Here is a 23,192-nt window from a genome sequence, read left to right as displayed (position 1 = left end):
CAACGATGGTCGACGACGGCGGCGCGACAACGCTCTCGGGACACGCGAACAGACAGGAGAGCGAGATGATCACGAGACGATCCGCACTGATGGGCGCGGCGATGGCCGCTCTTCTCGCCGCTGCGCCGGCGCTGGCCGAGACACCCGATCTGCCGCGCCAGGAGATCGCGCTGGTGGCGCCGCCGTTCGTTCATGCTCACGAGCAGGCGACCGAGGAGGGGCCGAAGATCGTCGCCTTCAGGCTGGTGATCGAGGAGAAGGAGATGGTGATCGACGACCAGGGCACCAAGCTGCGGGCGATGACCTTCAACGGCTCGATGCCGGGCCCGATGATGGTGGTGCACCAGGGCGACTATGTCGAGATCACGCTGGTCAATCCCGAGACCAACACGATGCCGCACAACATCGACCTGCACGCCGCGACCGGGGCGCTCGGCGGCGGCGCGCTCACGCACGTCGATCCCGGCCAGCAGGTGGTGCTGCGCTGGAAGGCGACCCGCGCCGGCACCTTCGTCTATCACTGCGCGCCAGAGGGCATGATCCCGTGGCACGTCGTCTCCGGCATGTCCGGCACGGTGATGGTGCTGCCGCGCGACGGCCTGAAGGACGCCGACGGCAAGCCGCTGCACTACGATCGCGTCTATTACATCGGCGAGAACGACCTCTACGTCCCGCGCGACGAGACCGGCGCCTTCAAATCGTACGACTCGCTCGCCGAGTCCTACAGCGACACCACCGAGGTGATGCGCAAGCTGATCCCGACTCACGTCGTGTTCGAGGGCCGGGTCGGCGCCCTGACCGGCAAGAACGCGCTCACCGCAAAGGTCGGCGAGACGGTGCTGTTCGTCCACTCGCAGGCCAATCGCGACACCCGTCCGCATCTGATCGGCGGCCACGGCGATTACGTGTGGGAGACCGGCAAGTTCGACAATCCGCCGGAGAAGGATCTCGAGACCTGGTTCATCCGCGGCGGCTCGGCGGGCGCCGCGCTCTACACCTTCCGCCAGCCCGGCATCTACGCCTATGTGAATCACAATCTGATCGAGGCGGTCGAGCTCGGCGCCACCGCCCACGTGAAGGTCGAGGGCACCTGGAACGACGATCTGATGAGCCAGGTGGCGCCGCCCGGCCCGATCCCGCCGGTGAAGCTCGGCGACGCCGGAGCGGCCTCCGGCACCGTGTCCCGCTGACCACCCCTCGCGGCCGGTGGCTGGTGCCGCCGGCCGCCGCCCGCACATGCCGCCTGGCGCCTGCCGCGCCGCGGCATCCGATCGCGAGCCGCGCGGCGTCACCCGGGCGCGGCACCGTCGGCGGACGGACCGACGTCGCTGTCGGGGCGGGCGCCGGCGATCAGCCGGTCGACGGTGGCGGCGAGCTCGGCCTGCTCGAACGGCTTCGGCAGCAGCGGCAGGTCGGTCGTGACGTTGCCGGCGAGGCTCGCATAGCCGGTGGCGAGCAGGATCGGCAGGCCGGGCTTGCGGGCGCGGATTTCGCGCGCGAGCTCGGCGCCGGTCATCGCCGGCATCAGATAGTCGGTGATCACCAGGTCGGGGCTCTCGCCGGCGCCGAGCAGGTCGAGCGCCTGGGCGCCGGAGCCCGCCTCGAGCACCCGGTGGCCGAGATCGCTCAGCATCGCCACCGTGGTCGCCCGCACCAAGGGCTCGTCGTCGACCAGGAGGATGAAGACCGGCCGCGAGGCGGCGGCGACGACGGCGGCGCGCCGGGCGGCGTGGCGAAGCTCCGCCTGCTCGCTCGCCACCGGCAGCCAGATTTCCGCCCGCGTGCCGGCGCCCGGCCTGCTCGACAGCACCAGCGCGCCGCCCGACTGCGCGGCGAGCCCGTGCACCATCGACAGCCCGAGCCCGGTTCCCTTGCCGATCTCCTTGGTCGAGTAGAACGGCTCGATCGCGTGGGCGAGCGTCTCGGCGTCCATTCCGGTGCCGGTGTCGGTGACGGCGATCCGCACATAGTCGCCCGGGCGCACGCCGTCGTGGTCGTCGGGGCCGATCGTCCGCCGGTCGAGCGCGACGGTCAGCGTGCCGCCGCTCGGCATCGCGTCGCGGGCGTTGACCGCGAGATTGAGCAGCGCGAGCTCGAGCTGGGTCGGGTCGACGCGGGCGGCCGGCAGGCCGTCGGGCGCCTCGATCACCAGCGAGACGTCCGGCCCGAGCGAGCGCAGCACGAAGTCGCTCGCCTCGCCGACCAGCGCCGCGACGTCGACCGGGCGCGGCTCCAGCACCTGGCGGCGGGCGAAGGCGAGCAGCCGCTGCACCAGCGTCTTGGCGCGCTCGGCGCCCTGCATGGCGCTACCGATCAGCCGCTGGGCCCGCTCGTTCTCGCCGAGCCGCCGGCGCAAGAGGTCGAGATTGCCGATGATCGGCGTCAGCAGATTGTTGAAGTCGTGCGCGAAGCCGCCGGTGAGCTGGCCGATCGTCTCGAGCCGCTGGGTCTCCTCGAGCTTCGCGAGGATCGCCTCGCGCTCGGCGATCGCCTCGACCACGCGCTGCTCCAGCGTCTCGTTGAGGCGGCGAACCGCCTCGTCGGCCTCGCGCTGGGCGGTGACGTCGGTATTGGTGCCGAACCATCGGACGAGTCGTCCGGTCGCGTCGCGGATCGGCACCGCGCGCGACAGGAACCAGCGATACGCGCCGTTGCGGCCGCGCAGCGGAAAGATGTCCTCCCACTCGGTGCCGGCGGCGAGGCTCGCGCGGAACTTGTCGGTGACGCGCTCGAGGTGATCGGGATGGTGCACGGCGCGCCAGCCCCAGCCCTGCATCGTCTCCAGCGTGGTGCCGGTGTAGTCGAACCAGCGCTCGTTGTACCAGTAGATCCAGCCGCTCGCGTCGGCCATCCAGGCGAACTGGTGGATGTTGTCGGCGAGGGTGCGAAACAGCTCCTCGCTGGTGGCGAGCGCACGCTGGGCGGTGACGTGGGCGGTGACGTCCTCGACCACCGCGAGGATTTGCTGCCGCTCGCCGATCGCCGACAGCGTGATGCGCAGCCAGATGACCCGGCCGTTCGGGCACAGGCCGCGCGCCTCCAGCACCACCGGCCCGCTCGGCCGGTGCAACGCGGCGAGGGCGCCGCGCACCGCCTCGGTGTCGTCGGGATGGATCAACGCCACGAACGAGCGCCCGGCGAGCCGGTAGGTCTGGCGGCCGACGATCCCGCAGAAGGTCGCATTGGCGCGGCCGACGATGCCGTCGCCGTCCATCAGCACCATGCCGACGCCGGCATTGTCGAAGGTGGCGCGCAACAAGGCCTCGCTGTCGCGCAGCGCCGCCTCGGCGCGCAGCCGCTCGGCCCGCTCGGCCCGCTCGGCGAGCGCCCGGCGCACCACCGCCGGCAGCCGCTCGAGCCGCTGCTTGACCACGTAGTCGGTCGCGCCGTGGCGCAGCGCCTCGACCGCCAGCTCCTCGCCGAACGCACCGGAGACGAACACGAACGGCACCTCGGGCGCCTTTTCGCGCGCCAGCGCCAGCGCGGCCACGCCGTCGAAGTTCGGCAGCTGATGGTCGGCGAGCACGATGTCGAGATCGCCCGCCTCGAGCGCCGCGGCGAAATCGCCGCGCTGCTGCACCCGGGTGATGCGGCAGTCGAGGCCCGCCGCCTCGAGATAGTCGCTCACCAGGCCGGCATCGAGCGGATCGTCCTCCAGATGGAGGATGCGGATCGCGCCTTGCGACGGTGGATCGGCGGCGGGGCTCACGGCGGCCCCACGGGAGACGCACCGCCGGGCGGCGGCTCGTTGAGCACCGCCCAGAACATGCCGAGGTCGCGGATCGCCTCGAAGAACTGGGAGAACGCCACCGGCTTCACCACGAAGGCGTTGACGCCGAGCCGGTAGCTGCCGACCAGGTCGCGCTCCTCGCGCGAGGAGGTGAGCATCACCACCGGCGTGTGGCGCAGCGTGGGATCGGACTTGATGCGCTCCAAAACCTCGAGCCCGTCGATCTTCGGGAGCTTGAGGTCGAGCAGCACCACCACCGGATCGCCGGAGTTGCGGCCGGCATGGGCGCCGCGGGCATGGAGATAGTCGAGCGCCTCGGCGCCGTCGCGGGTGACCACGACGGTGTTGGCGAGCTGGCACTGATCGAGCGCAGCGAGCGTCAGCTCGATGTCCTTCGGATTGTCCTCCACCAGCAGAATGGGTTTCAGCTCCGCCATCGACGATCCCCGCTCGTGTCGTGCCCGTCGGGCAGGACGAACGAGAACGTCGCTCCCCCGTCGGGCGATCCCTCCGCCCACACCCGGCCACCGTGCCGCTCGACGATCCGCTTGACGTTGGCGAGGCCGATCCCGGTGCCCTCGAACTCCTCCACCCGGTGGAGCCGCTGGAACACGCCGAACAGCTTCTCGACATAGGCCATGTCGAATCCGGCGCCGTTGTCGCGCACGCGGTAGACGGTCTCCTCCGGCCCCTGGTCGGCGAAGATCTCGATCACCGCCGGCTCGCGGCCGCGGGTGAACTTCAGCGCGTTCTCGACCAGGTTCTGCATCGCGAGGCGCAGCATCATCGGGTCGGCGCGGGTCGGCGGCAGCGCGGCGATCCGCCACGCGATCGCCCGCTCGCCGAGGTCCGGGGCGAGCCGGCGCCGCACCTCGGCCACCAGCGCGTTCATGTCGACCGGCACCGGGGCGAGGGCGGCGCGGCCCATCTGCGAGAAGCCGAGCAGGTCGTCGACCAGCTTGCCGGCCGAGACCGCCGACTCGACGATGGTGTCGACATAGCGCACGCCCCGCTCGCTCAGCCGCTCGCCCTCGAACTTCTTCAGTAGCTCGGCATAGCCGACGATGTGCCGGAACGGCGCCCGCAGATCGTGGCTGACCGAGTAGGAGAACGCCTCGAGCTCCTTGTTGATGCTGGTGAGCCGCTCCGACAGGGCGGCGGTCTCCTCCGCCTTGCGCAGCACGATGTCGACGATCGCGGTGCGCAGCTCGGCGGCGGCCTCGCGCTCCACCGAGCGCCACGGCGGCGAGGTGAGCCGCACCGTCTCGCGCCACGCCTCGAACGATGTTCGTGGGCTCAGCCGGGTCGGATCGTCCGGCGACGGCACTTTTCGCGGGTCGCCGCCCCAGGTGACGGTGTGGATGGTCTCGGGGCGGAACCACAGGAGATAGCTGTCGTGCAGCTGCGAGATCGAGATCGCCAGCACGCCGCTCGCGGTGTCCTTGATCGCCTCGCCGCCCGGCATCGCGTCGGCCAGCCGGTCGGTGACGAACACGTCGTCGCGGCCGCCCTCGGCGAGCCGGTCGACCAGCTTGAGAATGTCGGTCTCGGCCGGCGCCGCGCCGATCCGCACGACCCGGCCGCCGGTCACCACCGCGGCGCCGCTCGCGCCGGTGAGGGCGAGCAGGTCGTCGGGACGCGCGGCGAGGCCGCCGACGAAATGCTCGGCGCTCGCCATCGCCGCGAGCAGCCGGCCGTGCACGCCGCGCAGGGCGTTGCGGTGCTCGGCGGCGGCCGCCGTCTCGGTCGCGGCGAGCTGCAGCGACAGCACCTGGCCGATCACGTCGCAAGCGACCCGCACCTGGTACGGCACCCGCGCCGGCGTTCGGTTGTGGCACGAGATCAGCCCCCACAGCCCGCCCTCCCGCAACAGCGAGATCGACATCGAGGCCATGGTGCCCATGTTGCGCATGTACTCGCGATGGATCGGCGAGACGCTGCGCAGCACCGAGAGGCCGAGATCGAGCGGCCGGCCGGTGCGCGGATTGGCGGCCGGGCGGATCGGCACCGCCTCGTAGTCGGCGTCGGGGATCAGCCGCAGCCGATTGAGCCGGTAGAGCGCGCGCGCCTGGGCCGGGATGTCGGCGGCGGGAAAGCGCAGGCCGAGATAGGAGGGCAGGCGGTCGTTGCGGTCCTCGGCGATCACCTCGCCGTTCCAGGCGGGGTCGAAGCGATAGATCAGCACGCGGTCGAGCCCGGTGATCCGCCGCACCTCGCGGGCCGCCAGCGCACACAGCCGATCGATCGACGCCGCCTTCTGGACGGCATCGAGGAAGTCGCGCACGTGCGGATGCACCTCGTCGAACCCGCCGTGCCCGCTCGCGCCGGACGGGTCCGCGCCGGACCGGTCCGTGCCGGACGAGTCCGGGCCGGACGGCTCGAGCTCGATCACCGTCATGCCGTCCGAGCGGTGGCCGATCACGTGGTGGGGGATGCCGCCCGGCCGCACCAGCCCGAGCAGCCCGGCGCCCGACGCCGGCACCCGCTCCAGCAGGCGGGCGAGCTCGCGGCCCGCGCCGTCCGCCAGCGCCTCGCCGAGCGGGCGGCCGATCGGATCGCCCGGCGCCAGCACCGACGAGCCCGGCGGACAGGCCGCCTGCACGACACGACCATCGGCTGGATCGATCACCAGCAGCGTTCCGAACGGCTGGATGCTTCCGGGCACGTGAATCGGTTCGCGATCGCAGCCTCCGTCGAGGCGCTCCCGCCGGACACGCTGCGGCGGCCCGTTCATCGGCGGGACTCCGATCGCGATACTCCGATCGTTTCAACGAAATACAAGAGACGAACCCGAAATGATGACCGACCGCCGGCGGGGCGCCGACAAATTTCTGCCGTTCTGCCGTAACGTTCGGGAGACGCAGCGGTTCCAGCCTTTTTTCGTTCCCCTTCGCAATTGCGTCGGTCGGCGTGGCGACCGACCCTCGCAACCGCGGCGAGACGTCGCGACGGGCGCCTTCCGGAGGCGGCCCGAAGGTGCCGGAGCGCGGGTTGCGGGCCGGGCGTGCGTCCCCAAATTTTCCAGAGGAGTCCTCGAAGCGCCGTGTGCTCGACCAAGGAGGTTTGGCATGTCCGACCATCGCGCCGCTGTCGACACGACCCCCGCCACCCCCGCGACCGAGGCCCCGCGAGCGAGCGCCGCCGACGTCCGCCGCATTCTTCGCACCGCCGAGGACGTCGAGGTCGCCGCGATCCTCGCGCTCGATCCGACCGTCCGCGACGTGGAGGAGGCCGCCGTGTGGGCGGCCAACCGCGGCGACGGCCTCGGCCGGCAGCCGGCGGGCAAGGCGGCGGCGATCGTCGACATTCTCGAAGCCGACGAAGAGGCGGACGAGCCGCCCGGCTGATCCCGCGGGGCGGCGGCACCCGCCGGATGCCGCGCGGCCGACCGGCCGGTCAGATGTCGGTCCAGCCGGAGAAGGTGGCGGCCTGGCCGCGCACGACGCCGCTCGCGTCGACCAGGTTCCACACCGTGCCGTTCTCGATCCAGAAGCGGCGCCCGGACTTGGCGATCCGGATGCCGCGATAGTCGCGGATGAAGCCGTCGCGGGTCACCGCGTCGAGCAGGCGCTGGCGGTCGGCCCGCTCGGGCGCCTCCGCCGAAAGCCGCGACGGCAGGCCGACGAACTCGTCCCACCCGTACTCGAAGCATGTTTGCGCCGCCCGGTTGGCATAGACGAAGCACGGGTCGGCGGCGCCGTCGTGCGCCAGCACCGGATAGGGCGCCTCCTCGTAGAGCCACGCCGCGTCGCGGCCCTCCGGGACCAGGGGCGTGCCGACCACCCGCGCGTGGCTGCCGGTCAGCAGCGCGAAATAGTCTCTGTCGGTGCGCAGATCCGGAGCGGATCGCGCGGACGGGCGTGACGCTTCCATGGCGGCCTCGTGTCCTCGAAACGCATGTGCGGGGGCAGCGGTGTGATACGCGCCGGGGCGCGCGAAGGCAAAGCGGGCCGGAGCCTGCGTTGGGTGCGCGAAAGGCGGAACCCGGCCGGGCGGTGTCCCGTTGCCCCGAAAATCCCGATCGAAACTCCAAAACTCGGACGACGCGGAGGAAGGATGTTCAGCCTGTTCTCGAAGACCGGGATCGCCACCGTGCTGTTCGCGCTCCTGCTGATCGCCGGTGTCTATCTCACCGCCGCCAAGATGAGCGGTAGCGACATGAACCCGCCCGAGCCGGCGGCGACGCTGGCGCCCGGCTGACGGTGTGAACTGCCCGACGCCCGCGAGGCGGGAACGGACCGGGCCGCTCGCGCGTTCGACGGCCGAACCATGCGGTCCGGACCTTGCCGCGGATTCCGCATCGGATCCTTGTGCCGGAAGCCGTGGGGCGGCGGCCCGGCGGTGCTGCTTTCTCGACGATCTTTCGCTGACGGGGCGTGACGCGTGCAGTTCGCCGGCTCTCTCATCGTGATCGTGCTCGGGCTCGCGCTGGTGGCGGCGACCGCCGTCGCCGTGCTGCCGAGCACCAACCGGTGGATCCGCGTCGCCGACTTTCCGCGCGCGCAGATCGCCGTGCTGCTGGTCGTCACGATGGCGGCGACCTTTTGGCTGCTGCCGCTCGGTCTCCTCACCGGCGCGTTCCTGGCGCTCCAGGCGGCCGCGCTCGGCTGGCAGCTGTGGCGCATCTGGCCCTACACGCCGCTGCATTCCCGCCAAGTGCTGAAATCCGAGGCGTGCCGCGACGGCGCCCGGTTCACGCTGATGGTCGCCAACGTGCTGATGTCCAACCGCAAGAGCGAGGCTTTGCTCGCGCGGGTGCGCGAGATCGATCCCGACCTGGTGCTGCTGGTCGAGACCGACGCGTGGTGGGACCGCGCGCTCGCGCCGCTGCTCGACCGCTATCCGCACGCGATCCGCCATCCGCAGGACAACACCTACGGCATGCATCTCTTCTCGCGGCTGCCGCTCGAGGCGCCGCGGCTCCGTCATCTGCTCACCGACGAGATTCCTTCGATCAAAACCGGCGTGCGGTTGCGCTCGGGGCAGTCGATCGTGCTGTACGGCGTGCATCCGCGCCCGCCGCCGCGGGCCGACACCGCGCAGCGCGACGCCGAGCTGGTGCTGGTCGGCCGCGAGGTGCGACGCGGCGACGAGCCGGCGGTGGTGGCGGGCGACCTCAACGACGTCGCCTGGTCGAAGACCACGACGCTGTTTCAGCAGGTCTCCGGCCTGCTCGACCCGCGCGTCGGCCGCGGCTTCTTCCCCACCTTCCACGCCCGCTGGCGGCTGCTGCGCTGGCCGCTCGACCACGTGTTCTTCGCGCCGGTCTTTCGGCTCGCCGGGCTGCGGGTGCTGCCGGGCATCGGCTCGGATCATTTTCCGCTGCTGGTCGCGCTGTGCCACTGCCCCTCCGCGGCCGACGATCACGCGGAGATCGAGGCCGAGCAGGCCGACCTCGCCCGCATGCGCGAGGTGATCGCCGAGGGCCGCGAGGCCGCCCACGAGGCGTGACGCCGCGCGCCTCGGTCGGCCGGCCGACTCCCGGAACAACGGGCGCCGCGCCGCGGTTCACCTCGCGAGATCCGACCCATCGAACCGATCGAGTGGACTGCGACCATGAGCAATGTCGACCTTCCGAAGCCGCCCTTTCGCGAGCAGCACCAGCCGATGCCGGGCCGCACCGACGCAATGGACCCGAGGCCCGACCACGGCGAGACCAGCTATCGCGGCTCCGGCCGGCTCGCCGGCAAGGCGGCGATCGTCACCGGCGGCGACAGCGGCATCGGCCGGGCGGTGGCGATCGCCTATGCCCGCGAGGGCGCCGACGTGCTGGTGAGCTATCTCGACGAGGACGACGACGCCGCCGAGACCCGGCGCTGGGTCGAGGACGCCGGCCGGAAATGCGTGCTGGTGGCGGGCGACATCGGCGACCCGGCGCACTGCCGGAAGATCGTCGACGAGGCGGTCGCGGCATTCGGCCGGATCGACGTGCTGGTCAACAACGCTGCCCACCAGGCGACCTTCTCCTCGGTGGAGGACATCGCCGACGAGGAGTGGGACCGCACCTTCCGCACCAACATCCACGCGATGTTCTATCTGATCAAGGCGGCGCTGCCGCACATGGGCGAGGGCGGCGCGATCGTCAACACGACCTCGGTCAATGCCGACACGCCGAGCCCGAGCCTGCTCGCTTATGCGACCACCAAGGGGGCGATCCAGAATTTCACCGGCGGGCTCGCCCAGCTCTTGGCCGAGAAGGGCATCCGGGTGAACTGCGTGGCGCCGGGACCGATCTGGACGCCGCTGATCCCCTCCACCATGCCGGAGGAGAAGGTGAAGAATTTCGGCAAGCAGGTGCCGATGCAGCGGCCCGGCCAGCCGAAGGAACTCGCACCCGTGTACGTGATGCTGGCGGCCGACGAGGCGAGCTACGTCTCGGGCGCCACCGTCGCGGTGACCGGCGGCCGGCCGATTCTCTGATGGCGTTTCCGGCCGCGTGCCGCCGCTTCAGCGCAGCACCAAGAGCTGGCCGAACGGCGGCACCGCGCGGGCGTGCGCCTCGGTGACCGCCCATATCACGGGCCAGCGCGGCACGAAGCGGGCCGGCCCGTCGAGATCGGTCAACACCACGCAGATGTCGGGGTGGTGGCGGTCGGCCTCCTCGAGCAGGGGGGAAAAATCGGTGCCGCCGCCGCCCTCGAACACCATGTCGCGCAGCCGCGAGCGGCCGGGCTCGAACCACTCGACATTTCGCACCTTCACGTCGCCGATGATCAGCAGAAGCCCCGCCTCGAGGCGGCGGGTGATCGCCTCCACCTCGCGGGCGAACTTCTGCATCAAATCGTCCTCGATCGAGCCGGAGACGTCGACCACCAGCGCGAGCCGCGGCGTTTTTCGCGAAGCGACGAAGCCCGGCTCCCATGGCAGCCGGCGATGCGGCCCGCCGCGTCCCTGATTGGCGATGTAGGAGCGCGACGGCCGCGACCACGAGACGTCCGGTTTTCTGCCGAGGCTTTTGGCGAGCCTCGTGCGCAACACCTGCTCCCACGGGGTGCGGCTCTTCGGCAGATCGGCCAAGAGCGTGCGCAGCATGGAGAACTCACCGTCGCCGGCATGCGCGCGGATCAGCCGCTCGCTCCATTCGCGGGCGCGGTCGGCCTCCGCCTCCGGCGGGCCTTCGGTGTCGGCGACCGGATAGATGTCGGTGTCGGCATCGGCGCCGAGCGCACGCGCCCGGCCCGAGCGCGGCCCGTCCTCGCGCACCGCCGGCATCTCGCGCCGCATGAACGAACGACCGCCGCTGCCGGTGCCGGTGGTCTCCGCCTCGATTCGGCCGGGCGCCGGGCGCCCCGACTTTCCGCCCGGATTTTGCGGCAGCGGCAAGCGGTCGTCGAGCGCGCGATAGAGCCGCTCGACGTCCCAGTCGAGCAGCGCGGTCTCGACCGTGACCTCGACGCCGAACGAATCCTTCAACAAGACGTCGAGGGTGACGGCATCGTCCGGCAGATCGAGCCAGCCGAGATGACCGAGCGTGCTGTTGACGATCGCGTCGGCGCAGATCGTGAAGAGCCGCAGGTCGACGTCGCCGAGCGTGCGCCGCAGATCGAGATAGCGCTGCGGGTGGCGCAGCGCGACGTGCAAGACCTCGTGGGCGACCACGCCGACCTGCCGGCGGATCGGCAGTCGCTCGAACGAGGCGTGGTAGTAGATCGTGGTGCCGTCGGTGACGGCGGGGGCCGCGGCGACATCGTCCGGCAGGTCACGATGCCCCATCCACAGCGCGAGCCCGCCGGTCGAGGGCGCGACCTCGACCATGCGCTGCACCGCCCGCGTGCCGCGATGGGTGTGGACGGTGGTCGATGCCGCGGCGGAGATCATCGGACGGCTGCCGGAGCGACGGCCGGACTCCCTCGCGTCGCGGAGGTTGCCACGACCTCCGCCGTCATCGCCGGGCTTCGACCCGGCGATCCATCACGCCGAACAAAAATCCGTTGTTTCGACTTTGATGGATGCGCGGGTCGAGCCCGCGCATGACGGACGCATGCATCCGCGGTGATGTGTCCGTGCTCCGGCGTTCGCGGGGAGACGGCCGCGCGGCGCCGGCCGGTTCGTGGAAGCGCCCCCTTGGCCGACGCCCGCGCGAGCGCGGACGTCGACCTCTCCCCGCTTGCGGGGAGAGGTGAATGTGCGGCGTGTCCCGAGAACCCCGTCTCACGCATCCTGGTTTCACGCATCCTGGGTCTCGCGCTGGCGGCGCTCGGCGTAGCGGTGATAGGCGGGGCTCTCCAGCACCGCCGCCTCGAGCCCGTCGGCGAGCGCGCGTTGCATCAAGACCTCCATCGCCAGCGTCTGCGCCTCGCGGATCGGCAGCGCGACGGTGCCCTTGGCGTCGGGCAGCTGCTCGACGATCTCCATCGCCCGCGCCATTCTCGTCTCGTCGGTCGCGGCGGCGACCAGGCCGTAGATCAGGCCGTAGAGACCATCGAGCGTCCGCGGCAGCAGCGCCGCGGTCTCCGGTCCGGGTTTTGCCGCCAGGAGCCGCACCACGTCGGCGCCCGCCGCGATCTCCCGCAGCACGCCGAAGAATTCCGCGGCATTGGCGGCGCCGATCCGCCCTTGCACGAACATCCGCTTGGCCGTCTCCGACATGCCGGACTTCAGCACGTTGGAAATGTCCTCCCAGCCGCGCGGGCTCGCCCCCACCAGATGGTCGGCGGCGAGCTGCGCCTGGGTGTCGTCGAGCTTGTCGGGCCGAACCTTCAGATAGGCCATCACCTCGGGGGCGAAGTCGTTCGCGAGCGCATGCGCCAGGAACGCCTCGATCACCGTCTGCACGTTGAAATGAAACATGCGGTCGGCGAGCGCCGTGCCCATGTCGTGACTGACCGCGCCGTGGAAGCTCGCATTGCCCGCCGCGACCACCTGCCAGCCGTCCGGCAAATGATAGTTTCCGACCTTTCGGTCGAGGATCAGCGAGTAGGCGGAGATCTGAAGGCGCTGGTCGGCGGCGGTCAGCTCGTCGAGAAACAGCACGCCCTGCGGCTCCTCCGGCGAGGGCAGGAACTCCGGCGGGAACCACACGGTCTTCGCCAGCGTGTCGTCGGCATAGATCGCGCCGCGGATGTCGACCGGCTCGATGGTGGTGAGGCGAAGATCGACCAGCGGCACGGCGAAATGCGCCGCCACCTGCCGCACGATCGAGGACTTGCCCACCCCGCGCGTGCCCCACAGCATGGTGGCGCGGCGGCGCAGCGTCGGGTCGGCATATTGCTCGATCAGCGCCGCCTTGGCGGCCGCGATCGAGACGGGCGGAACGTTCATCGGGTTGCCGGGCATGGAAACGGTTCGACGTCCTGATCAGGTGGGCCGGTAATCGCTTTCGGGAGTCTCGCTCGGCGCGAGCGCCGGGGACGAAAGAGGCGAGGGCGTGCGCCAGGCGGCGGCGCGGGAGACGCGGGGCAGCGGCGGGATCTCGATGCGCGGGATCTCGCGCATGCAGAAGAAGCCGGCGAGCAGCAGCGGCGGCGCGTTGAAGAGCAGCAGCCACAGCGGGTTTCCGGGCGCGAGATCGAGCTTCGAGACGCCGAGCGAGGCGACCAGCAGCACGATCGACACCGCGAGCGGCGTCGCCCGCCGCAGCGTCACCCGCCAGCGCTCGCGATAGAGCCGCTGGTGGAACGCGGCCGGCGGCTCCGACAGCGTGCGGGCGAGATGGATGGCGGCGGTCTCGATCGCGGCTTCCGCGTTGCGGCTCGCCTCCGGCTCGCGGCCGCGGATGCGCAGCGCACTGCTCCAGCGCTTGGCGCGGCCGACCTGCCCCAGCCGGCGCCAGTCGCGGCCGAGCACCGCCAGCAGATCGTCGGGCGGCAGGAAGCCGTCGTCCTCGGCGGTGGTGATCTCGACATCGGCCGGATAGCCGCGCACCGGCGGCATCTTGACGGTCAGCGTCACCCCGTCCACCAGCGCGACCGCGCGCACCAGCGCGAGGCGGAGGCCCGCCTCCGCCCGCTCTCCCGCGGCCGAGGGCGCCGACGTCGACTCGTCCTCCTGCAGCCGGTGGCTCCAGGCGATCGAGAAGGTGTCGCGGGCGCAGAACTGGCGGTCGGGCGGGACTTGCTCGATCCGATGCAGCAAGGCCGCGACGTCGGGCCCCTCCGTCTCGAGCCGCGCCTCGAGCCCGTCCGGCCCGGCCGCGATGCGGGTCAGGCGATACTTGTCCTTGCGCGGATTCTCGAGGATCAGCGTCGCGCCGGGCGGCGCCGCCACGCGTGGCGTGTGCGCCTCCCCGGCATCGGCCGCGGCCTCGCCGGACGGGCCGTCCTCCGTTCGCGGCGGCGCCGGCCGCAGCACCAGCCGGCGGGCCATGCGGTCGGTCGCGGCGAGATCGGCCCGCCAGCCGCGCGCCACGAACGGCGCGACGAGGGCGAAGATCTCGTGATGCGTCAGGGGGTGTGACGGCATGGCGCTCCTGGTTCGCGGTGGCGCCGGGTCGAGCTCCGGCGGGTGCTCGTCGGGGCGGCGGAGTCGCCGGCCCGCGGCGAGCATAGCGAAGTCTCGCCCGGGTTGTCATCGGCACGCCGGCACGCCGACACGCCGACAGCGTCGACGCCCGCCCTCCGGTTCCCGGCGGCAGCCGCGCTGCGACGCCGTGTCTCCGCGACGCCGTGTCTCCGCGCCGTGCGCCGACGCTCTCGGTCCGGCTCTTGGTCCGGTCGAGCTCGCTCCCCTAGGGCTGCATCACATAGGTGCCCGGCGCGTCGTACAGCGGCCCGAGCCCGGCGCCCGGCGCGCCGATCGCCGGCGGCGCCACCGGCGTCCCGGAGCGCGCCCCGAGCCAGCCCACCCATTCCGGCCACCACGAGCCCTGGTGACGCGGCGCCACCGCGACCCAGCCGTCCGGGTCGAGATAGTGGTCGAACGCGGCCTTGGTGAGCACCTGATAGCTGCGATGCGCGCGGCCGGGCTCCGACACGATGCCGGCATTGTGGCCACCGGTGGTGAGCAGGAAGGTGACCGCGGTGTCGGTCAAGATGTGCAGCTTGTAGACCGAGCGCCACGGCGCGACGTGATCCTGGGTCGTCCCCACCGCGAAGATCGGCGCGCGGATATCGGTCAGCGCCACCGGCCGGCCGGCGATCCGCAGGCGGCCCTCGGCGAGATCGTTGTCGAGGAAGAGCCAGTGCAGATATTCCGAATGCATGCGGTAGGGCATGCGGGTGGCGTCGGCGTTCCACGCCATCAGGTCGATCATCGGCGTGCGCTCGCCCATCAGATAGTCGCGCACGATCTGCGACCACACGAGATCGGCCGAGCGCAAGAGCCGGAACGCGCCGGCCATCTGCGTGGTGTCGAGAAAGCCTTGCTCCCACATCATGTCGTCGAGGAAGGCGAGCTGGCTCTCGTTGACGAACAGCGTCAGCTCGCCGGCCTCGGTGAAGTCGGTCTGGGCGGCGAACAGCGTGATCGAGGCCAGCCGGTCGTCGCCGTCGCGCGCCATCGCCGCCGCGGCGATCGACAGGAGCGTGCCGCCGATGCAGTAGCCGACCGTGTGGACGTGCCGGCGCGGCACAACCGCCGACACCGCGTCGAGCGCTGCCATCACGCCGAGCGTGCGATAGTCGTCGAAGCCGAGGTCGCGGTCCTCCGGGCCCGGGTTCTTCCACGAGATCATGAACACCGTGTAGCCCTGGCCGACCAGGTACTTCACCAGCGAGTTCTCGGGCGACAGGTCGAGAATGTAGTACTTCATGATCCAGGCCGGCACGATCAGGATCGGCTCGGGCTTCACCGTGTCGGTGGTCGGCGCGTACTGGATCAGCTCCATCAGGCGGTTGCGGAAGATCACCTTGCCCGGCGTGATGCCGACCTCGCGGCCGACCCGGAACTTTTCGGCACCGACCGGCGGCTTGCCGCTCATCACCCGGTCGATGTCGTCGAACAGGTTGTAGGCGCCGCGCACGAGATTGAGGCCGCCGGTCTCGCGGGTGCGGGCGATCAGCTCGGGATTGGTGGCGAGGAAGTTCGACGGCGAGACGACGTCGAGCATCTGCCGCGCCATGAAGGCAACGACGTTCTCGTGCTGGCGGGTCACGCCGCGCACGCCGGTGGTCGCGTTGTGCCACCACTGCTGCTGCAGCAGGAAGTTTTGATAGAACAGGTTGTACGGCCATTGCTGCCAGGCCGGCGCGGTGAAGCGGTGGTCGTGCGGCAGGGGGGCGATGCACGGCTCGGGCGTCTCGCCGGGGCGCGACTGCGCGGCATAGCGGGCGAAGCGCTGCGCCTTCTTGGTCGCCTTCTCGGCGAGCTTCATCTGCTTGCCGGGCGCCATCGCGAGATGCACCGCCCAGTCGAGATAGGCTTCCAAAAGCGCGGCCGGCGACAGGCCGCCGGTGACGCGGGCGATCGCGGTGTGGCTCGCGCGGTCGAGCAGATCGCCGAGCGCGGTGGCGATGTAGGAATCCTGCTCGGCGGCGATCGGCGCCGGGGACGGCCCGGGTGGCGGCACGGCCGGCGTCGTCACGGTCGCGGCGGCGGTCGGGGCCGGTGCGAGGTCACGGCCGACCGGCAGCACCACCGGCGCGAAGGCACCGGTCCGGCGGCCCGGATCGCCCGGCCCACCGGGCGGCCGGTCGACGGTCTCGCTCGGCGCGACCCCCGGCCGCGGATCGTTCGGCACACTCTCGCTCACGGACATCGGACACCTACCTCGCGTCCCCCCGCCGTCGCCCCCGATCGTTGCGCCAGTGTAGCACCCCGGCACGGGCGAGGCGACCGGATCCGCAGTGATGTCCGAAGATGTCGCGCCCCGCCGCCGCCGCCCGTGTTCCCGAACGGGCGCTCAGTCGGCCCCTTCGCGGGCAGCGCCGAGGCCGTATTCCTGCAGCTTGTAGAGCAGCGCGCGGCGGCTGATGCCGAGCTGCACGGCGGTGCGGGCGCGGTTGCCGCCATTGTGGGCGAGGGCGGCGCGGATCACCTGCGTCTCGAACTCGCCGACCCGCTCGCGCAGCGGCCGTCGGTCCGGCCCGTCGAGGCTCGGCACCAGATCGGGCGAGAGATCGGGGGCGGCGTCGGCGTGGCCGACGTTCTCCGGCAAGTCCTCGGGCAGGATCACGTTGGTGGTGCTCATCACCACCGCGCGCTCCACCGCATTGGCGAGCTCGCGGACATTGCCGGGCCAGGGGTGGGCGAGCAGGCGGTCCATCGCCGCCGGATCGAAGCCGCGGATGACGAGCCCGTTGGTGGCGGCGAAGCGCTCGAGGAAATGGCCGGCGAGCAGCCGGATGTCCTCCGGCCGCTCGCGCAGCGGAATGGTCTTCAGCGAGACGACGTTGAGGCGGAAGAACAGATCCTGCCGAAACGTGCCGGCGCGCACCATGCCCTCGAGGTCGCGATTGGTGGCGGCGACGATGCGCACATTGGTCTTGATCGGGGTCGACCCGCCGACCCGCTCGAACTCGCGCTCCTGCAGCACGCGCAGGAGCTTCACCTGCAGCGCGGTGGAGATCTCGCCGATCTCGTCGAGAAACAGCGTACCGTTCTCCGCCTGCTCGAAGCGGCCGCGCCTGCGGCCGACCGCGCCGGAGAACGACCCCTTCTCGTGGCCGAAGAACTCGCTCTCGAGCAAGCCCTCGGGAATCGCCGCGCAGTTGAGCTTGACGAACGGGCCGGTGGCGCGCGGGCTGCCGTAATGCACGGCGGCGGCGACCAGCTCCTTGCCGGTGCCGCTCTCGCCCTCGATCAGCACGGTGGCGGCCGAGCGCGCGACCTTGGCGACGGTCTGCCGCAGCTCCATCATGCGCGGATTGTCGGTGAGGATGCCTTCGGCGCCGTAGCGCTCGGCGAGCTCCTGCCGCAGCGAGATGATGTCGGCGCGCATCGAGCGGATCTCCAGCGCGCGGCGCACCAGCACGCGGATCTCCTCGATGTCGAACGGCTTTATCACGTAGTCGAAGGCGCCGTCCTTCATCGCCGTCACCGCGGTGCCGACCTCGGCGAACGCGGTCATCAGGATCACGGCGGCGCCGCGGTCGATCTCGAGGATCGCCTTCATCGCCTCGAGGCCGTTGCGGCGCGGCATGCGGATGTCCATCAGCACGACGTCCTGATGATGGCGGCGATAGGTCTCGGTCGCCTCGACGCCGTCGGCGGCGACCGAGACGGCGACGCCCTCCTTGCCGAGCACGGCGGTGAGCATGTGGCGGATCGCCTCGTCGTCGTCGACGACGAGAACGGTGGGGGTGGGGGTGGTCATGACGTGGTGGTCTCGTCGTTCTGGGCGATCGGCAGCCGGATCTCGACGCGGGTGCCGGCGCCGGGACGGCTGTCGAAGGTGATGGTGCCGCGGTGGGCCTCGACGATGCGATGGACCATCGCGAGGCCGAGGCCGGTGCCGCTCGGTTTGGTGGAGAAGAAGGGATCGAAGACCTTCGAGATGTCCTCCGCCTCGACGCCGATGCCGTCGTCGGTCACCGTGATGGACACGTGGGTGTCGTCGGCGCGCACGGCGATCGTCACGGTGCCGCCGTCCGGGATCGCCTGGATGGCGTTGATGATCAGATTGAGGAGCGCCTGCTTGAGCGCCTCGCCGTCGGCCTCGATCGCCGGCACCGACGGCGCCGGCAAGACCTCGATGCGGGCGTCCGACTTGCCCTTGGCGAGGAACGCCATCTCCTCGACCAGGCTGCCGACCCGCACCAGGCCGATGCGCGGCGGCTGCGGCCGGCCGAAGGCGAGCAGCTCGCTGACGATGTGATTGAGGCTGTCGACCTCGCGGATGATCAGCGGGCCGTAGCGGCGCCACTCCTCCAGGCTCTCGCAGTCCTCGAGGTACTGCATGAAGCCGCGGATCGAGGTGAGCGGGTTCCTGATCTCGTGGGCGATGCCGGCGGTCAGCTCGCCGAGCGCGGCGAGCCGGTCGGCGCGCATCACCTGCACCATCAGCCGATCGCGCTCGGAAACGTCCTCCAGCACCACCACCGCGCCGATCCGCCGGCCGTCGGCGTCGCGCAGGATGCTCGAGGTCGCGTTGAGCCTGAGCGTCTGCTTGCCGCGCACGAACTCGACCGACACCGCCTCGTGGGCGCGGCCGGTGAGCAGCGTGTCGAGCAGCGCGCTCTCGCCGCTGGCGCCGGCCGAGAACAGGTCGCCGTAGGGCCGCCCGATCACCTCGCCGGCGCCGACGCCGTAGAGGCTCTCCGCCGCCGGGTTGAGCGCCTTGATGCGGCCGTCGACGTCGACCGCGACGATGCCGTCGGCGACGCTCGCCAAAATGTTCTGATTGAGCGACTGCGCGTCGAACAGCGCGCGCGCCATGCCGTTGATGGCGACGACGATGTCGCCGAGCTCGTCGCGCAGCGGCGGGATGCGGCTTCTCAGGTCGCGCTTCATCTCGGCGAGGCCGTGCACGATCACGCCGACGTCGGCCGACAAGCGGCGCGACACGATGCTGATGATCACGAAGGCGATCGCCAGGCCGCCGATGCTCGCGAACGCGACCGCATAGTCGATCGCGCTCTGCTGCGCCTCGACCGCCGGGGAGAACTCGTTGGACCAGATGTAGCCGATCGCCTCGCCGCCGCGGACGATCGGCAGCATCGCGTTGAGGATCGGCCCGCGCACCAGCGTGCCGACCTCGATGGTCGGCAGCTCGGTCTCCATCACCCGCCGGCCGGGATGGTCGCGCGGGATCGACATGCCGACGGTGATCGCATAGTCGCGGCTCGGGCCGTAGGTGACGATCGCGTCGAGCCGTCGTGAGTAGTAGCCGACGCCGACCCCCGGCGCGGCCGCCGCCACCCGGTCGGTGACCCCGGCGAGCTTCTCGTTCAGATGGCGGATCGCCGCCGCGCGGTCGTTCCATCCGCTCGGCAGATCGGCGAGCAGCGCATCGAAGCCGGAGCCGAGCTCGGCGTCGAGGATGCGCGCGAACGCGAACAGCTTGTCCTGCTTCTCACGACGCAGCGTGTCGAGGCCCTCGCGCTCGACCGCGGTGCCGACGATCGCGATCGGCAGCGCGACGACGATCAGCGACGTGAGCATCAGACGCAGGCGCAGGCTGCGCACCGGAAGGAATCGACGAAGAGCGGGGAACCACAAGAGATCGGCCTCGAGTGTGCGCCTCGGAGGATAGCGCGGACGCGCGCGCATGCACCGCCACCTTATCGCCTCTCCCGGCGGGCTCCCGCAAGTCGTGGTGTTTTCATAGATCGCACCACCGTCTGTCCGGCGCGGGATGCACGCAACGCGCGGTGCGCAATTTGTTGCGCACCGGCGCGCAGAGATTTGCATGAAAAGCATACCACCGGTGGCCAGCCGAGCCGGAAAACCCTCGCGAATTCATGATCGGCCGGCGCTGGCACGCGCCTTGCGCAGGGTGTGGCGAAGCCCGGCTGCGGGCGGCGGCCCCTTGCGAACGCGCATCGGAGGTCCGCGTGCAGCGCTTCGAAACAGAGGATCTGTCATGTCCAAGGTCACGACAATCGAGGAGGCGGTCGCGCGGATTCCGGATGGCGCCTCGCTGATGATCGGCGGGTTCATGGGGGTCGGCTCGCCGCACGCCCTGATCGACGAGCTGATCCGCCAGGGCCGCCGCGATCTCACGATCATCGCCAACGACACCGCCCGGCCGGGCGTCGATATCGGCAAGCTGATCGCCGCCGGCGCGGTGAAGCGCCTCGTGGCGTCGCACATCGGGCTCAACCCCGAGACGCAGAAGCGGATGATCGACGGCGACATCGAGGTGGAGCTGATTCCGCAGGGCACGCTCGCCGAGCGCATCCGCGCCGGCGGCTCCGGCATCGGCGGCGTGCTGCTGTCGACCGGCGTCGGCACCACCGTCGCCGAAGGCAAGCAGACCGTCGAGGTCGACGGCGAGACCTTCCTGCTCGAGAAGCCGCTCAAGGCGGACTTCGCGCTCGTCAACGCCTGGCGCGCCGACGAGTACGGGAATCTCTCCTACGAGCTGACCGCCCGCAACTTCAACCCGGTGATGGCGATGGCCGCCGGGACGGTGCTGGCCGAGGCCGAGGAGATCGTGCCGGTCGGCGTGATCCCGCCCGATCAGGTCGAGACCGTCAGCGTGTGCGTCGACTGCGTGGTCGCGCGCCGGAACTGAGATGGGGACTGAGATGGACGAGAAAACCACGATCGCCAAGCGTGTCGCCCGCGAGCTGCGGGACGGCAATTTGGTCAATCTCGGCATCGGCCTGCCGACCCTGGTCGCCAATTACCTGCCGGTCGGCGTGCAGGTGTTCCTGCAGTCGGAGAACGGCGTCGTCGGCATGGCGCCGCTCGGCATTCCGGGCGCCGCCGCCGCCGCGCTGACCGACGCCGGCGGCTCGCCGACCGGCATCATTCCGGGCGCCGCGGCGTTCGACAGCGTCACCTCCTTCTGCCTGATCCGCGGCGGCCATCTCGACGTCACCGTGCTCGGCGGCCTGCAGGTCGACGAGCAGGGCCAGCTCGCCAACTGGATGGTGCCCGGCAAGATGGTGCCCGGCATGGGCGGCGCGATGGATCTGGTCTCCGGCGCCAAGCGCGTGATCGTCGCGATGACCCACACCGCCAAGGGCAAGCCGAAGATTCTGAAGCGCTGCAACCTGCCGCTCACCTCGGTGCGGCGCGTCGATCTCGTCGTCACCGAGCTCGCCGTGATCCGTCCGACCGACGCCGGCCTCGTGCTGGAGGAGGTCGCCGAGGGCGTCACCGTCGATCAGGTGATCGCCGCCACCGAGGCGACGCTGATCGTTCCCGAGACCGTCTCGACCATGAAGCTCGCCGCCTGACCGCGCGGGCTTCCACTGGAGTAGTGCCAATGTCCGTCGACGCTACGACCACCGACCTCGGCCTCGCCGCCGCACCGTCGGTTCGCCAGGGCGGCCTCGCCCGGCTCGCTTATGCCTTCACGGCCTGGGCGGAGAAGTGGTACCCCGACGCCTTCGTGTTCGTGATCTTCGCCGTCCTGGTGGTCGCCGCCGCCAATCTGGCGACCGGCGCCTCGCCGGTGTCGATCGCGCAGCACTTCGGCGACGGCTTCTGGACGCTGATCCCGTTCACCATGCAGATGGCGATGGTGCTGATCACCGGCTACGTGCTGGCGGTGTCGCCGCCGGTCGCCAAGCTGATCGATCTGCTCGCCGCGGTGCCGCGCTCCAACGCGGCGGCGATCGCCTGGGTCGCCTTCGTCTCGATGATGGCGTCCTACGTGAACTACGCCCTGAGCCTGGTGCTCGGCGGCCTCTTGATCCGGGCGCTCGCGCGTCGCACCGAGCTCGGCATGGACTATCGCGCCGCCGGCGCGGCCGCCTATCTCGGCCTCGGCGCCACCTGGGCGCTCGGCCTGTCGTCGTCGGCCGCCATGCTGCAGGCGAACGCCGGCTCGCTGCCGAAGGCGATCTCCGACATCACCGGCGTGATCCCGCTGTCGCAGACGATCTTCCTGTGGAACTCGATCGTCGCGGCGATCGCCATCATGGTCTTGTCGGTGGCGGTGTCGTTCCTGTCGGCGCCGAAGGGCTCGCACGTCCGCACCGCCCAGGACATGGGCTGCGACGTGTCGCTCGAGCAGGTCACCGACGCGCGGCCGACCCGGCCCGGCGAGTGGGCCGAGTTCACGCCCATCCTGCCGGTGCTGGTGGTGATCATCGCCGCGGCGTGGATCGGCATGCAGTTCTGGAACAAGCCGGCGCTGCAGGTGATCGGCAACCTGAACACCTACAACTTCATCCTGCTGATGGTCGGGCTGCTGCTGCACAAGAACATCTACAGCTTCCACAAGGCGGTGGTGAAGTCGGTGCCGACCACCGGCGGCGTGCTGCTGCAGTTCCCGTTCTACGGCGCGGTGGCGGCGATGATGACGGCGGTTCCGGGCTCGGACGGCCTCACCCTGTCGCACCACATCTCCGACATGTTCGTGTCGATCGCCAACACCGAGACCTACCCGGTGGTGATCGGCATCTACTCGGCGGTGCTCGGCTTCTTCGTCCCGTCGGGCGGTGGCAAGTGGATCATCGAGGCGCCCTATGTGATGCAGGCCGCCAAGGACCTCCACACTCATCTCGGCTGGGCCGTCACCACCTACAACGCCGCCGAGGCGCTGCCCAACCTGATCAACCCGTTCTGGATGCTGCCGCTGCTCGGTGTGCTCGGCCTCAAGGCGCGTGACATCGTCGGCTTCTGCTTCACCCAGTTCCTGTTCCACGTTCCGCTGGTGCTGTTCCTCCTCTGGTTCCTGGCTCCGCACGCCGGCTGACGTCGCCCGGCGGGGACGGTCCTCCGCCCCCGCCGATCCGCCGCCGGTCTCCTGCCGGCGGCGGCTTTCCTTTTCGCCCGGTCCCTTCTGCGGTCCGGGTGCCGGTCCTCCCGATCCCCGAAACGCCGAGCGACGCGAGAACGACATCAGAGCGACATCGGTGACGGCGCGACACCACCGCGCCGGTCGGGCGGGACGACGGTTTTCGAGGAGTGTTTCCACAATGACCGACATCGTGATCGTGTCCGCGGCGCGGACTCCCATCGGCTCGTT

The 23,192-nt window shown here is 70.7% G+C and carries 18 protein-coding genes; 8 read left to right on the top strand and 10 right to left on the bottom strand.

Features of this window, described 5'->3' with window-relative positions:
* Positions 1 to 65: 65 nt before the first annotated feature.
* Entirely contained in the window at positions 66 to 1,190 is a 1,125-nt protein-coding gene (nirK, locus tag A33M_RS09265) for a copper-containing nitrite reductase (protein WP_008386167.1), read from the top strand.
* A gap of 98 nt (positions 1,191 to 1,288) precedes the next feature.
* Here nirK and A33M_RS09260 read toward each other — a convergent pair whose 3' ends face one another.
* From A33M_RS09260 to A33M_RS09250, 3 genes are read right to left on the bottom strand one after another with little or no spacing between them, the layout of a single operon-like run.
* On the bottom strand, positions 1,289 to 3,709 hold the full coding sequence (locus A33M_RS09260) for a response regulator (protein WP_008386166.1): 2,421 nt from the start codon (positions 3,707 to 3,709) through the stop codon (positions 1,289 to 1,291).
* On the bottom strand, positions 3,706 to 4,167 hold the full coding sequence (locus tag A33M_RS24405) for a response regulator (RefSeq protein WP_008386165.1): 462 nt from the start codon (positions 4,165 to 4,167) through the stop codon (positions 3,706 to 3,708). Before A33M_RS24405 ends, A33M_RS09260 begins: the two co-directional genes overlap by 4 nt.
* On the bottom strand, positions 4,155 to 6,464 hold the full coding sequence (locus tag A33M_RS09250; protein ID WP_040619902.1) for an ATP-binding protein: 2,310 nt from the start codon (positions 6,462 to 6,464) through the stop codon (positions 4,155 to 4,157). The genes A33M_RS24405 and A33M_RS09250 overlap by 13 nt, the downstream gene beginning before the upstream one ends.
* A gap of 334 nt (positions 6,465 to 6,798) precedes the next feature.
* On the opposite strand from A33M_RS09250, the gene A33M_RS09245 reads away from it, so the two are divergent.
* Positions 6,799 to 7,077 carry a hypothetical protein gene (locus A33M_RS09245; RefSeq protein ID WP_008386161.1) on the top strand — a complete coding sequence of 93 codons (279 nt, stop codon included), beginning with the start codon at positions 6,799 to 6,801 and terminating at the stop codon, positions 7,075 to 7,077.
* Positions 7,078 to 7,126: 49 nt separating this feature from the next.
* On the opposite strand, the gene A33M_RS09240 is transcribed toward A33M_RS09245, so the two are convergent.
* Positions 7,127 to 7,603 carry an MEKHLA domain-containing protein gene (locus A33M_RS09240; RefSeq protein ID WP_008386159.1) on the bottom strand — a complete coding sequence of 159 codons (477 nt, stop codon included), beginning with the start codon at positions 7,601 to 7,603 and terminating at the stop codon, positions 7,127 to 7,129.
* Between the two features lie 183 nt (positions 7,604 to 7,786).
* Between A33M_RS09240 and A33M_RS23830 the strand changes: the two genes are divergently transcribed.
* From A33M_RS23830 to A33M_RS09230, 3 genes are all read left to right on the top strand, one after another.
* Positions 7,787 to 7,930: a hypothetical protein gene (locus A33M_RS23830; RefSeq protein ID WP_008386157.1), complete on the top strand. Its 144-nt coding sequence runs from the start codon at positions 7,787 to 7,789 to the stop codon at positions 7,928 to 7,930.
* 183 nt (positions 7,931 to 8,113) lie between these two features.
* Positions 8,114 to 9,181 carry an endonuclease/exonuclease/phosphatase family protein gene (locus A33M_RS09235; protein ID WP_008386154.1) on the top strand — a complete coding sequence of 356 codons (1,068 nt, stop codon included), beginning with the start codon at positions 8,114 to 8,116 and terminating at the stop codon, positions 9,179 to 9,181.
* A 105-nt stretch (positions 9,182 to 9,286) separates the two neighbouring features.
* Positions 9,287 to 10,150, top strand: coding sequence for an SDR family oxidoreductase (locus A33M_RS09230; protein ID WP_008386153.1), 864 nt, complete (start codon positions 9,287 to 9,289; stop codon positions 10,148 to 10,150).
* Between the two features lie 27 nt (positions 10,151 to 10,177).
* On the opposite strand, the gene A33M_RS09225 is transcribed toward A33M_RS09230, so the two are convergent.
* The 6 genes from A33M_RS09225 to atoS all read right to left on the bottom strand — a co-directional run bounded on the left by A33M_RS09225 (position 10,178) and on the right by atoS (position 19,732).
* Positions 10,178 to 11,548, bottom strand: coding sequence for a vWA domain-containing protein (locus A33M_RS09225; RefSeq protein WP_008386152.1), 1,371 nt, complete (start codon positions 11,546 to 11,548; stop codon positions 10,178 to 10,180).
* A 348-nt stretch (positions 11,549 to 11,896) separates the two neighbouring features.
* Complete coding sequence (locus A33M_RS09220) at positions 11,897 to 12,991, bottom strand: AAA family ATPase (RefSeq protein WP_202801838.1); 1,095 nt, start codon at positions 12,989 to 12,991, stop codon at positions 11,897 to 11,899.
* 36 nt (positions 12,992 to 13,027) lie between these two features.
* Complete coding sequence (locus tag A33M_RS09215; protein WP_008386149.1) at positions 13,028 to 14,131, bottom strand: hypothetical protein; 1,104 nt, start codon at positions 14,129 to 14,131, stop codon at positions 13,028 to 13,030.
* 265 nt (positions 14,132 to 14,396) lie between these two features.
* Positions 14,397 to 16,364 carry a PHA/PHB synthase family protein gene (locus tag A33M_RS09210; protein WP_008386147.1) on the bottom strand — a complete coding sequence of 656 codons (1,968 nt, stop codon included), beginning with the start codon at positions 16,362 to 16,364 and terminating at the stop codon, positions 14,397 to 14,399.
* Positions 16,365 to 16,508: 144 nt separating this feature from the next.
* Positions 16,509 to 17,921 (bottom strand): acetoacetate metabolism transcriptional regulator AtoC, encoded by a 1,413-nt coding sequence (gene atoC / locus A33M_RS09205; RefSeq protein WP_008386146.1) that lies wholly within the window; start codon positions 17,919 to 17,921, stop codon positions 16,509 to 16,511.
* Entirely contained in the window at positions 17,918 to 19,732 is a 1,815-nt protein-coding gene (atoS, locus tag A33M_RS09200) for a two-component system sensor histidine kinase AtoS (RefSeq protein ID WP_202801837.1), read from the bottom strand. Before atoS ends, atoC begins: the two co-directional genes overlap by 4 nt.
* A gap of 397 nt (positions 19,733 to 20,129) precedes the next feature.
* Here atoS and A33M_RS09195 point away from each other — a divergent pair, with 397 nt between their 5' ends.
* The 3 genes from A33M_RS09195 to A33M_RS09185 are packed head-to-tail and all read left to right on the top strand — an operon-like array spanning position 20,130 to position 22,919.
* Positions 20,130 to 20,783, top strand: coding sequence for a CoA transferase subunit A (locus A33M_RS09195; protein ID WP_008386144.1), 654 nt, complete (start codon positions 20,130 to 20,132; stop codon positions 20,781 to 20,783).
* A 13-nt stretch (positions 20,784 to 20,796) separates the two neighbouring features.
* On the top strand, positions 20,797 to 21,453 hold the full coding sequence (locus tag A33M_RS09190; protein WP_008386143.1) for a 3-oxoacid CoA-transferase subunit B: 657 nt from the start codon (positions 20,797 to 20,799) through the stop codon (positions 21,451 to 21,453).
* Positions 21,454 to 21,482: 29 nt separating this feature from the next.
* Complete coding sequence (locus A33M_RS09185) at positions 21,483 to 22,919, top strand: short-chain fatty acid transporter (RefSeq protein ID WP_008386142.1); 1,437 nt, start codon at positions 21,483 to 21,485, stop codon at positions 22,917 to 22,919.
* Positions 22,920 to 23,192: the final 273 nt, after the last annotated feature.

The organism is Rhodovulum sp. PH10 (assembly GCF_000293785.1).
Classification (GTDB): domain Bacteria; phylum Pseudomonadota; class Alphaproteobacteria; order Rhizobiales; family Xanthobacteraceae; genus Rhodoplanes.
The sequence above is the reverse complement of the archived record's forward strand: the minus strand, read 5'-3'. Positions and strand labels throughout refer to the sequence as shown.